This is a genomic window from Niallia sp. Man26, assembly GCF_022049065.2.
In the GTDB taxonomy this organism is placed as follows: Bacteria; Bacillota; Bacilli; order Bacillales; family Cytobacillaceae; genus Niallia.
Genome location: NZ_CP095743.1, coordinates 3,107,555 through 3,119,869, shown reverse-complemented (window position 1 = coordinate 3,119,869; position 12,315 = coordinate 3,107,555). Strand labels below are relative to the sequence as shown.

13 protein-coding genes are annotated in these 12,315 nt (G+C 38.4%); 11 read left to right on the top strand and 2 right to left on the bottom strand.

Annotated features, from left to right (window positions below; all coding sequences use genetic code 11):
- Positions 1–115: 115 nt before the first annotated feature.
- The 5 genes from L8T27_RS15825 (at position 116) to yunB (ending at position 4,794) form a co-directional block, all read left to right on the top strand.
- Positions 116–961: a DUF72 domain-containing protein gene (locus L8T27_RS15825; protein WP_233316497.1), complete on the top strand. Its 846-nt coding sequence runs from the start codon at positions 116–118 to the stop codon at positions 959–961.
- 44 nt (positions 962–1,005) lie between these two features.
- Positions 1,006–2,364, top strand: coding sequence for a bifunctional metallophosphatase/5'-nucleotidase (locus L8T27_RS15820; RefSeq protein ID WP_237941850.1), 1,359 nt, complete (start codon positions 1,006–1,008; stop codon positions 2,362–2,364).
- A gap of 82 nt (positions 2,365–2,446) precedes the next feature.
- Complete coding sequence (locus L8T27_RS15815; RefSeq protein ID WP_233316495.1) at positions 2,447–2,749, top strand: YunC family protein; 303 nt, start codon at positions 2,447–2,449, stop codon at positions 2,747–2,749.
- Positions 2,750–2,873: 124 nt separating this feature from the next.
- Positions 2,874–3,959 carry an HD-GYP domain-containing protein gene (locus L8T27_RS15810; protein ID WP_237941849.1) on the top strand — a complete coding sequence of 362 codons (1,086 nt, stop codon included), beginning with the start codon at positions 2,874–2,876 and terminating at the stop codon, positions 3,957–3,959.
- Between the two features lie 88 nt (positions 3,960–4,047).
- Positions 4,048–4,794 (top strand): sporulation protein YunB, encoded by a 747-nt coding sequence (gene yunB / locus L8T27_RS15805; protein ID WP_233316493.1) that lies wholly within the window; start codon positions 4,048–4,050, stop codon positions 4,792–4,794.
- 50 nt (positions 4,795–4,844) lie between these two features.
- Here yunB and L8T27_RS15800 read toward each other — a convergent pair whose 3' ends face one another.
- Entirely contained in the window at positions 4,845–5,846 is a 1,002-nt protein-coding gene (locus L8T27_RS15800) for a M23 family metallopeptidase (RefSeq protein ID WP_233316492.1), read from the bottom strand.
- Between the two features lie 321 nt (positions 5,847–6,167).
- Here L8T27_RS15800 and lipA point away from each other — a divergent pair, with 321 nt between their 5' ends.
- The 5 genes from lipA to L8T27_RS15775 all read left to right on the top strand — a co-directional run bounded on the left by lipA (position 6,168) and on the right by L8T27_RS15775 (position 10,387).
- The gene (gene lipA, locus L8T27_RS15795; RefSeq protein ID WP_237941848.1) at positions 6,168–7,082 is read left to right on the top strand and encodes a lipoyl synthase; all 915 of its coding nucleotides are present in this window, start codon (positions 6,168–6,170) and stop codon (positions 7,080–7,082) included.
- Positions 7,083–7,382: 300 nt separating this feature from the next.
- Positions 7,383–7,661: a YutD family protein gene (locus L8T27_RS15790; protein WP_233316490.1), complete on the top strand. Its 279-nt coding sequence runs from the start codon at positions 7,383–7,385 to the stop codon at positions 7,659–7,661.
- Between the two features lie 246 nt (positions 7,662–7,907).
- Positions 7,908–9,107, top strand: a complete 1,200-nt coding sequence (locus tag L8T27_RS15785; RefSeq protein WP_248574449.1) for an EAL domain-containing protein — start codon at positions 7,908–7,910, stop codon at positions 9,105–9,107.
- Positions 9,108–9,147: 40 nt separating this feature from the next.
- On the top strand, positions 9,148–9,585 hold the full coding sequence (gene hepT / locus L8T27_RS15780) for a type VII toxin-antitoxin system HepT family RNase toxin (protein ID WP_233316488.1): 438 nt from the start codon (positions 9,148–9,150) through the stop codon (positions 9,583–9,585).
- Positions 9,586–9,619: 34 nt separating this feature from the next.
- A complete protein-coding gene (locus L8T27_RS15775; RefSeq protein WP_233316487.1) occupies positions 9,620–10,387 on the top strand; it encodes a TIGR01457 family HAD-type hydrolase in 768 nt (255 codons plus the stop codon).
- 47 nt (positions 10,388–10,434) lie between these two features.
- Here L8T27_RS15775 and L8T27_RS15770 read toward each other — a convergent pair whose 3' ends face one another.
- Positions 10,435–10,920 carry a phosphatidylglycerophosphatase A family protein gene (locus L8T27_RS15770; protein WP_233316486.1) on the bottom strand — a complete coding sequence of 162 codons (486 nt, stop codon included), beginning with the start codon at positions 10,918–10,920 and terminating at the stop codon, positions 10,435–10,437.
- Between the two features lie 284 nt (positions 10,921–11,204).
- On the opposite strand from L8T27_RS15770, the gene yutH reads away from it, so the two are divergent.
- Positions 11,205–12,212 carry a spore coat putative kinase YutH gene (yutH, locus tag L8T27_RS15765; RefSeq protein WP_311315875.1) on the top strand — a complete coding sequence of 336 codons (1,008 nt, stop codon included), beginning with the start codon at positions 11,205–11,207 and terminating at the stop codon, positions 12,210–12,212.
- The last annotated feature ends 103 nt before the right edge of the window (positions 12,213–12,315 follow it).

The window sequence follows — 12,315 nt, the reverse complement described above, 5'->3', positions numbered from 1 at the left end:
TGTTAAGATAATAATATTAGAAACCTGTATAAACAGAAAATTAAAAGCGGTAAATAGGTCATTAGCTCTAGGAACTTTTACCGTTTTCGTACATAATGTTAGTAGAGGTGGTCATTTGATTCAGATTGGTTTAACTGGATGGGGCGACCATGATTCTTTGTATGGCTCCCATGTTTCTCCGCGAAATAAACTGCAGGAATATGCAAGCTATTTCCCGACAGTTGAAGTAGACTCTTCTTTTTATGCTATACAGCCAATAAAGAATGCGCAAAGATGGACAGCTACAACACCAGAGGCTTTTCAATTTATTGTAAAGGCATATCAGGGCATGACTGGCCATCAAAGAGGAGAGCTTCCATTTGCAACGAAGGAAGAAATGTTTGATGCGTTTATTGAATCTATTTCACCATATATTGAAAATAATAAGCTGAGTATGGTGCTTTTCCAATTTCCTCCATGGTTTGACTGCACAAAGGCGCATGTGGATTATTTAAGGGTATGCAAAGCGAAGATGAAGGACATTCCTTGTGCACTAGAATTTCGACATCAATCATGGTTTGATGAGAAATTTAGAGAGCAAACACTTGCCTTTATGCAGGAAGAAAATTGGATTCATAGCATCTGTGATGAACCCCAGGTAATGCCAGGATCCATTCCTGCTATCCTAGAAACTGTCCGAACCGATAAGGTGCTTATCCGTTTCCATGGCAGGAACTACTACGGCTGGGCACAAAAAAACAATCCAAACTGGAGAGAGGTTCGGTATCTTTACAGATATAATCAGAAGGAATTAGAGGAATGGGCAGAGAATATTAAACGATTACAGAAGCAATGTGAACATGTTTATGTTCTTTTCAACAATAATTCTGGCGGGGATGCTGCAGACAATGCACTGCAGTTAATGAAAATACTTGGCATTGAATATAGAAATCTTGCACCTAGACAACTGGATTTGTTTTAACATCTTAGTTCTAGAATCTTTTAATACGATAGGCAGGCGAAACAATGGAAAATATCCATATATATCATACTAATGATTTGCACAGTCATTTTGAGAACTGGCCTAGAATCAAGGAGCTTTTCCAAAAAAGAAAAAACTGGCATACTGAAGCAGGCGATTCTGTTTTCTTATTTGATATTGGTGACCATTTAGATTTATCTCATCCATACACTGAGGCAACACAAGGAAAAGCGAATGCTACACTGCTGGAGATAGAACAGTTCGATGCAGTAACAATCGGTAATAATGAAGGAATCACACTGCCCTATCATGCACTAGATCAACTTTATCAAGATGCTTCCTACGATGTGATTGTAGCCAATCTCTTTCATAAAAATGGGAGTAGGCCAGATTGGTGCATCCCACATAAGATATATGAAACGAATAAAGGGACACGCATCGGTGTTATTGGTTTGACTGCCTATTTTCACACTTTATATGAATTGCTTGACTGGAAGCTGACACTTCCTTTTCAGGCTTTAGAGGAACAGCTGGGTTTGTTAAAAGATAAAACAGACATCATTATCGTCTTGTCGCATTTAGGAATTAATGATGACGAGCAGATGGCTGAAAACTATCCGGAAATTGATATAATTTTAGGAGCACATACACACCATATCTTTCATCAAGGAAAACTCATTAATAACAGCCTGTTAGGAGCTGCTGGTAAATATGGACAATTTGCTGGACATATTGAAATAAAATATGATCCTCATGCAAAAAAAGTGCTGGCAAAACAGGCAGAGGTATATGAAACAAGCAAGCTGCCTCCAGCAGAAAACGAAGCGGAATATATTGAGAATCTTTATTTAGAAGGCAAAAAAGCACTTTCTGAGGAAGTGATCTCACTGTCTAAGCAGCTTACGAAACAGGAAACAGCGGGCCTTTTATGTGAGGCAGTGCTTGCATGGTGTAATGCAGATATAGCTATCCTTAATGAAGGTTTGATTCTTGACGATCTAAACAAGGGCCCGGTCAGCTATTTTGACCTTTTAAGCATCTGTCCACATCCTATCAATCCTTGTAATGTTACTTTGTCAGGAGCAGAATTGAAAGAAGTACTCACAGATATGAAGCAGCCTTCATGGGAAACCCTTCATGTAAAAGGACTAGGGTTTAGAGGAACATTAATGGGCAAAATGATTTCAAGGGGTGTACAGACAAAAACCAATGGTGAAGTTATTACCTATTGGATAGGCGGCAAAGAACTTGACCCGAAAGCAGAATATATTGTAGCAATACCGGATATGTTCACATTCGGCGATTTCTTTCCATCTATATATCGCGCACCAGAAAAACAGTATTTTTTGCCTGAGTTTATGAGAAATATTTTGGCAGAAGCTTTGCAGAGAATGGCCGTTTAGCTGTTAAAAATGGACTTCTTGTAATACACGCCTCTTTCTTTCGCTGAATAGTATATAAGGAAAAAGAGAGGGGTGACATGTCATGGTGGAAGTTTATCCTATTGTGATAGAGGAGCAGACATTCATAGCAGTAAGCGTCCAGCTGCCCAAGACAAACCTGCTTGTAGTAAAAAATGATAAAGGGTATATCATGTGCGGAGCATTGGATGTTGGTTTATTAAATGAAAAATTAAAGGATCGAAAAGTAATTGCCGGGAGGGCTGTCGGTGTAAAGACAATCGAGCAGCTGCTTGATGCCCCGCTGGAATCGATAACTTATGAAGCAGAAAACCTTGGTATTCATAAGGGTATGATAGGTAAGGAAGCATTACTAAAGATGGTGTAGCAGATTGTGCAAGCTTTTTATTAAATCTAAAAGGATGGGAAAACCATTCCCTCCTTTTTATGTCTTTTATGTAATCATGGCACATATTTTCTTATATCAAGTTGACAATAGGAGCTAGTATGGAATGAGATTAGTAAGAACAAAATACCTTTCAGAAGGAGCAATATTAGCGAAACCAATACATAATGAACAGGGAAATATTCTCGTCAACAACGGCGTGAGGCTTGATAAACAATTAATAGATCGATTAGTGCAGTTAGGCGTTGCTTATTTATATATAGATGATAAATTAACCGATGATATCTATCCGGTTGCTCCGATCTCTGATCGGTTAAAGAGAGAGGCAATGCAGACAATTGAAACAAGCTTTAAGGAACTGAAGGGTTCCAGCAGTAAGGAAAAATCCTTCATCATGGAAAAATCAGCTCCTGCTTTTAAGCAGCTTATTGACAAAGTCCTTGAGGAACTAAAAGGACATCAAGAACTGTTTTCTATTATGAGCGATGTGTTTTTGTATGACAATTATATTTTTTCACATAGCTTGAATGTCACTCTTTATTCTTTAGCGTTAGGAATGGAGTTAAAGCTGCCAAGGAAGCAGCTCGAGACTCTCGGTCTTGGTGCGATTCTGCATGATGTCGGCAAGATGGATATTCCATTGGAGATTTTGCTCAAACCTGGAAAGCTGACGTTAGATGAATTTACGGAAATTAAAAAGCATGCAAATGCTGGATTTGATATGCTTAGGAAAGTCCATAATATGCCTTTAATTGTAGCGCACTGTGCTTATCAACATCATGAAAGACTGAATGGATCAGGCTATCCGAGAGGAATTACAGGGGAAGAAATTCATCTGTTCGGCAAGGTCATTGCTGTTGCAGATGTTTTTGATGCGATAACTTCCAATCGTGTTTACAGACAGGCAATGCTTCCGCATGAGGCGTTGGAAGTGCTGTATACAGGGATCGATACACTCTTTGACGCGAAAATTGTCGAAGCATTCCGCAATGCCATCATTCTTTACCCAAATGGAGTAAGTGTTATGTTAAGCAGCGGTGAAAAAGGCATTGTTTCAAGGCAGAACAAAGGATTTAATGAACGTCCTGTCATCCGCGTTATTGAAAAGAATGGAACAGCAATACAACCATATGATCTTGATTTAAAGGAAAACCTTGCAATTACAATTATTGATTGTGAGGCTTTAGGGTAAGCAAAATATCGAATATTCACATGTGGTTTAGCCTTCTACATGTCCCTCTTTCTGCATATACATTAGCATGGGAAGGAGGGATATTTTTTTGCGGAAATTTTATTTTCGTCAAAGGATGACTCGGAAAAAACCGTTGACCTTTCAGCAGACTCTTGTAATTACAGCAGTGTTTTTTATCTTCTCCACCATATTGAGCCTCTGGATTATCAATAATGGCTTAAAGCCTACGCTGGCCTATTATGCACAGTCACAGACAAAGAAGCTGGCAACTTTGGTGATTAATGATGCACTTAAAAGCGAGACAGGAGAAGAAGAGAATAATTTAATGATAGATGGCAATAATTTTGTATTCAATACGGCACAAGTTGTAAAAAAACAACAAGAAATTACGAGCTTAGTACAGGACAACATAAACAGGATGGAAAAGGGCGATATTCCTGCAGCAGCAGAGTTAACGGATATTAAATTAGATAAAGATTTAACTGCAAGAGATGAAGGAATAGTTTATAATGTCCCGATCGGCCAAGCAACAAATAATGCACTGCTCGCAAATCTTGGTCCTGATGTACCAATTAAATTTAATGTTGTCGGCAGTGTTAAATCAGATTTAAAGACAGAGACAGAGAATGTCGGCATTAATTATGTTGTAGTAAAAGCATTCGTGGAGTTAAAGGTAGACATTCAAATTATTATCCCGTTTGCAACAGAGCTGACGACTGTCAAACAAGATATATTAATTGCGATGGCAGGATTTGAAGGAGATGTGCCTGAGTTTTATAATGGAAGCGGGAGCAGTATTCCTGCTGTAGAATTACCGGCAGATAATAAAGAATGAATATTGGCTCAAGGTCCTTTTAAAAGCAGCGGGACACATGAGCCAATATTCTATTTTTTTGCTTTTAATTTAATTCTTTCTTGCCTTTCCCACACTTTTAAATGGGAGAACGGGTCGTAAGACCATTCTGTCTTGCCGTTATCCTTATACATGCCATAGTGCAAATGAGGCGGGAACTTTCCAGAAGTTCCTGGAGGTCCATAGCCTGAACTGCCGACACCGCCGATAAGCATTCCCGGTTCGACAATCATGCCATTATGCACATCCTTCGCAAAACCGCTTAGATGGGCAAAATAATGATAATTGTTATTGATATCGCGGATTCCAATTCTCCAGCCGCCATATCTGTTCCAGCCCTTCATTTCTATGATGCCATAAGATGTTGCCCTAACAGGAACACTGTAGTCGGCAAAAATATCTGTTCCCTCATGTATTCGTTTTCCGCCCCATCCTCGTGCATCTCCCCAAGTACTCCGATAACTGTAATTACTTCTTAACGGAACTGGAAATGCATGATCGTCGAGGTTTAAGCGGCCGAAATGCCGGTAAATGGCAGCTTTACCCATAATAATGCTTACTGTTTTATCTCGTTTGTAATAATCCCAAAGTCCAATTCGGAAGTTATCTTCATCAACGCCAAATTTAAGAATATGATTGGCAAATGTAAATAGCACATCCTCGTCATTTAAAGAGTCTGCTTTTCCATCCCCATTGCCATCGACACCAAGTCCTCCGAAAAAAGCAATGCTTTTAGGATTTGTATCATCACTGTCTGGATTTATGATGCCAGCCCATGTTTCTTTTGGGAAATAGATGCCGGTCAAGCCGGTCGCTTTAGGAAGATCCCTACGTGAAGCTCGTATATTTCGTTCATATTGGTCAACTGCAGCTATATAATACCATGGCAGCTGTGTTACCGCTTCAATCTTTTCATACAGCTCCATCCTTTTATAATATGTATCATCAGCAGAGGATTTATTTTCCGCTGCATGAGATACAATATTAGGCGCCAAAAATGCAAGCAAGACAGCTAAGAAACATATTTTTCGCATCAAATCCCTCCTTCCTAAAACTAGTCGTTTTATTTTGTGTGCAACCAGCAAAATAAATGAATATCAATAAATGGTAATAACCAGCTTGTAGGTGAGATTTGGTTATGTTAAAGTGACATTGGAACAATAACAAGCCTAGTATTTGTGTATAAGATACATCTAAATCATTGTGACATGTGTTGTAGTATAGCTGAGCTTTGCAGCATTTTTAAGCTTCTGGCGACACTTGTTTACAAACAGTTGTCTCTTTTTTCGAAATACAAAGAAAAGAGAGGACTAGAAGATACGAGTTCTAAAAAGATCACTAGGAGATGAATCGAAATGGCAGAAAGAAAAGACGAATACCAACGAAAACCTGAATGGCTGAAAATCAAACTTAACACGAATGAAAACTACACTGGTTTAAAAAAAATGATGCGAGAAAAAAAGCTGCATACAGTATGTGAAGAAGCAAGATGTCCGAATATTCATGAATGCTGGGCTGTGAGACGAACAGCTACCTTCATGATTTTAGGAGATATTTGTACAAGAGCATGCCGATTCTGTGCAGTTAAAACAGGCTTGCCGACAGAGCTTGACTGGCAAGAGCCGGAAAGAGTTGCTGATTCTGTTTTTAGTATGAACTTAAAGCACGTTGTTATCACAGCTGTCGCAAGAGACGATTTGAAGGATGGCGGTGCAGCTGTTTTTGCTGAAACGGTACGGGCAATCCGCAGGAAAAATCCATTTACTAGCATAGAGGTCCTTCCGTCTGATATGGGAGGAATAGAGGAGAATCTGCGCCAATTAATGGATGCGAAGCCTGATATTATGAACCATAATATTGAGACAGTAGAGCGCCTGACGCCAAGAGTACGTGCACGTGCTAAATATCAAAGATCGCTTGAGTTTTTGAGAAGAGCAAAAGAAATGTATCCTGAGATTCCTACAAAATCAAGCTTGATGATTGGATTAGGGGAAACGAAGGAAGAAATCATTCAAACGATGGATGATTTGCGAGCAAACAACGTTGATATCATGACAATAGGACAATACTTGCAGCCAACAGCAAAGCATCTTAAAGTACAAAAGTATTATCATCCAGATGAATTTAAGGAACTAAAGAAAATTGCTTTAAGCAAAGGCTTCAGTCACTGTGAAGCAGGTCCGCTTGTCCGTTCTTCGTATCATGCGGATGAACAAGTCAGTGAGGCAAAGAAAAACCAAATGCTTTCAGGACAAAAGAAAGAAGCATAATGTAAAGGAACAGAGTAAATCTTGCTGCTATTTAGGAAGCATAGTTTACTCTGTTTTTGTTTTTCCTGAATAATCAGTTATAAATGGAGGGCCTTTCCTATTTCTTGTCATAATTATTATAATTTTTCCTTGCCAGCACTATGTAAATTGTCTATTGTCGGGTTATAATGAAATGGTGAGATATAGTACCTATTAGGTTATATGCACGTTTATCTTAAATAGGACTTATTTAGGATTACATATAAAGTCATACATATATACATATGAAAAAGGAAGCTTCAAAAAAGTGGGGTGAAGGTTTTGGTTTGCATAAATAATCATTGTTATGAACTTATTGAAGAACGAAAAGAGGGCTTCAATGAGGAGGCATTTAAAGGAAGATACAGTGATATTTTAACAAAGTATGATTATATTGTCGGTGATTGGGGCTATGGTCAGCTTAGACTCAGAGGATTTTTTGATGACCAAAATCAGAAATCCAGCTTTGATACAAAAATCAGTACGTTAACAGAATATTTGTATGAATATTGCAATTTCGGATGTCCTTATTTTGTCGTTAAGAAAATAAAAAAACAATAATGTAAGTACAGTGCTGACTCTTTTTGCAGCACTTCTTCATAAATAAGGAAAACGTTTACTAATAAAAATAAATGTTTTTTTTAGAGCTGTTTTGCTATTACTTATCAGGTTTGCTGTATGAGAGGAAATGAAGAGATGGTCCATGTGTATGTCAACAAAATAAAAAGCTTAACGAACTGGGGGAAGATTATTTTTCCTGCCAGTAAATTAAAATATTATCCTCCTCAATTTATTTTGAGGGATCCTGTGGAGCAAAACGTAAGTGCGGCCCTTCATAAAGGAAATGAAGTGGCTGTAATTGTCTTTTCCATCCATAACTTGGCCATCTTAAAACGGGAAATGGACAGCGCAGCATCCCAAAGATTATGGGAGCAAGTGAGAGAAGCATTCCATACCGTTATTAGAGAAGAAATACCTTCTGACCAAATTGCAGCAGTCCGTGCCTATTATCAGGATGGAATTGCCTTATTCTTGAAGATTGATCACAAGATGGACACTGTTCCTAACATAGATTTTACGATTCAGTTAATATTGGAAAAGCTGCAAACAAAAGTTTGGAGATCTCTGCAGCAGTCGGTACAGCCGATTTTTTGCACAGGCTATATATTTATTGACAGGCAAATCGACCAATTAAGGGATGCTATTTATCTTGCTTATCAGCAGGCTTTATCAATGGCCCAAAAAGGCTTAACGTCCGAATTTAATGAAATGTCATTTGCGTTAGGGAAAATTGTAGCAAATAAAGATATTAGCTTGTTAGCACAGCCGATATTGGATGTGGAAACAAATAAGGTTAAAGCATGTGAAATGCTGACAAGAGGACCTGTCGGCACATCGCTTGAAAATCCCCTCCAACTGTTTTCTGTTGCACGGCAAACCAACCATCTTTATGACCTTGAAATGGTCGTATTGGAAAAAGCGCTTGAACAAATAAAATTAACTACCTGGAAGTTCGATATTTTTATTAATTTTACACCGTTAACATTAGGTAATCAGCATTTTGTGAAAGACTTGAAAAAGCTGATGAACAAATATAAAGAGATATCTCCAAACAGGATTACCATTGAGGTGACAGAACGGGATTCAATTGAGGGATTAGAATACTTCATTTCTAACTTGAAGCTTTTGCGCCTAATTGGATTCAGAGTGGCTATAGATGATACAGGAGCAGGCTATGCAAGCTTGAACTCGATAAGTGAAATCATGCCTGATATCATTAAAATAGACCGTTCTGTCATCCAGAATATTGACAAAAATTCTGTCAAAGAATCGATGCTTAAAGGCTTGCTGCTAATAGCTAAGGAAGTAGGTTCAATAGTTGTAGCAGAAGGGATTGAAAGTGCGGAAGAAGCGCTTGTTCTCTCAAGAAATAAGGTTGATTTGGCACAAGGCTATTTTTATGCGAGGCCGACAAGCTTAAGCAATAATCTGCAAACGATTGTGTGAGGTTTTGTCTATACTAAAAAAAATTGAAGGAGGCATTCAAATGTATTTTGTGGATCGGGAAAAAATCGGGCAGCAATTACAATATTTACAGCAATTGGTTCAGATGTTTAAAGAACAGGATTCGTTTGAATCCAAACTTGAGAAATTGGCATTAGAAAGACTTGCACATATGATGATTGAGGCAATGCTTGATGTCGGCAACAGTATGATTGACGGTTTTATCATGCGAGATCCAGGCAGCTATGAGGATATTATGGAAATTCTTACTGACGAAAAAGTACTTTCAGTTAGCGTTGCAGGTGAAATTAAAGAGCTGCTAGGTTTGAGAAAAACACTGGTGCATGATTATACGAATATCTCTCATGAGATTGTCAGGGAAGCATTGGAGAAGGGAATACCTTCTGTTGAATCCTTCTCGTTATCTGTTAAAAACTACTTGATTAATGAACTCGGTCCAGTTACTGCCTTCAAAAACTAGCATGATAAATGGAATAGAAAGGGCTTTTATATTCATGAAAAACTATAAAGGATACTTAATCGATCTAGATGGGACTATGTATAAAGGGACAGAAGTAATTCAAGAAGCGGCTGAATTTGTCAAACGCTTAATTGCCCTTGGTATCCCATATTTATATGTGACGAACAACTCGACAAAAACACCAGAGCAAGTAGCCCAAAAGTTAAGAGATTTCCACATACCTGCAAAAAAAGAGGAAGTGTTTACTTCCGCTATGGCTGCAGCTGGATATATATACGAACAGAACAAATCAGCAAGTGTTTATATGATAGGTGAAGAAGGCTTGCGCCATGCACTTACAGAAAAAGACATTCAAATACTGGCTAACCATGAAGAGGCTGATTATGTAGTAGCAGGCATGGACCAGCAAATCACGTATGAAAAGCTGGCGCAGGCATGTCTTGCTGTCCGCAGCGGAGCTAAATACATTATCACAAACGGTGATACAGCTTTGCCGACGGAGAGGGGACTTCTTCCTGGAAACGGTGCCCTTACATCAGTCATAACAGTTTCAACAAACACAGCCCCACTTAATATGGGCAAGCCAGAGGCAATCATCGTGGAACAAGCATTGAAACTGCTTGGCGTAAATAAGAATGAGGCTATTATGGTAGGCGATAATTATCATACCGATATATTAGCTGGGGTAAATGCAGGAATTGATACATTGTTAGTTCATTCTGGTGTCACAACAGCAGAGCATTTAGCCACTTATGAGCAAAAACCTACATATTCCGTTAACAGTCTTTCTGAGTGGGAATAACAAAAAAGGAAGAAGCACTTAGTGTGTTCTTCCTTTTTTATTTTCATCTATTTTTCACCCCTGACACTATGTGCCAGCCTGCTTGATGCTGCCGCAGCAATAGCACCAACTATATCATCTAAAAAAGTATGACATTTCCCTGTCGATTTATCATTAAGCTTCTTAAGGATGCCAGGTTTTAATTTATCTACATATCCGTAATTAGTAAAGCCGATTGAGCCATATACATTTACGATGGAAAAGCTCAGTACTTCGTCAACGCCGTAAAGACTTTCATCACTTTCGATAATGGCTTGAAGCGGTGCCTCGAGCATTTTCTTTTCTGCAAGCACATCTAATTGTATGCCAGTTAACAAGGCATTTTGTACTTCCCTTTTGGACAATACACGCTCTACATTATGGATACATTCAGCCATTTCTAAATTCTCGTGATATTTTTCCTGTAATAAATAAACTAGTTCTCCAATATCTTCTATGGTAACTCCGCGCTCGTGAAGCCATTTTCTCGCTGTTTTTTCTGTAATATCTGACATATTATCACCTTTTCTAATTGTATTCACTATCTAAACACAGTGGTCATCATTGCTTACTATGCCAATATTGGCTGTACGCTTTACCGAGCATTGCGTAAAAGGCAGGCTGTGATAATAGCTGTATACTTGTTAGTATATGTAGGACTTCTATAAAGGTATGTGTCATTCTTTACTGAAAATTTCTTTAGCAACAGGTTATAAAAGAAAAAACTCAAGATTATCACTTAACGACATATATTTTCTTATAAGGTGTTTTGCAGATTCGTTCTTTGAAAAGGAGGAGTATGATGATTCGGAAAATCTTACACAGTCATTATGGCGTAGAGGTCACAGATGAAATGAGGTTTGGTCACTATGAAGCCTGCAGAAAGGATGGCAAGCTGTATACGCTTATACCAGTAGACAACAAAGAGGATGAAGAGATATTAGAGCTTCATGAGCTTGTAAATCATATGACAAATTTGGGTGATTACAGAGTTGGGACATTTCTGGAATCAAAGGATGGCAATATTAGAGAAGAGGTGGAAGGACAGGCGTACTGTATTATGCTGAATGAGCATGTTCAGCCTTTTCAATCAAAGCAATTAGGAAGGAAATTAGGAAAGTTTCATTATCGGGGCAGATCGGTCCAATTTGGTGTCGAGAAAATTTCGCGAATGGGACAATGGAAAGGTTTGTGGGAAAAGAGGATTGACCAGATGGAGGCCTTTTGGAATACAAAGATGTACCAGGAACCTGAAAGCGAATTTGATAAACTGTTTCTCGAGGCATTTCCATATTATATGGGAGTTTCTGAAAATGCGATTCAGTATTTGGTCGATACAGAGCTTGATGATGAACCTTCACCGATTGACAGCGGGACGATTTGCCATAACCGTTTCATGAAATCAACATGGATGGGAGAGTATTATGTAAAGAATCCATTTGATTGGGTATTCGATCATTGCGGCAGAGATTTAGCAGAATGGACAAGAGAAAGATATTTTCTTAATATTAAAACCTATTATCGGGATGTTCGAAATTTTTACAATGACTATCAAAGCATTGCACCATTAAGCCCGTTTTCCTGGAGGCTGATCTATGCGAGATTGCTGTTTCCTCTTCATTTTGTGGAGTGTGTCGAAAATTATTATTCAAGCTCAAGTGAGGCACAACGGCATTATTTAGAGGATCAATTAAAGAAATATTTAAATCAGTCAAAGGATTCAGAGGAGTTCCTGCGCGTTTTTTTTGAGATGGTTGAAGCACCTGTCAAAAAATCAAAAATCCCCACATTAAGCTGGCTTTATTAACCTTCCTTTTTATACAATTACCCTTTCCCCGGCTCGCTTTCTAGCCGGGTATTCTTGTCCAAAATAGTTCCCCTTTTTCTTACAAATTACTTTATAATAGAAA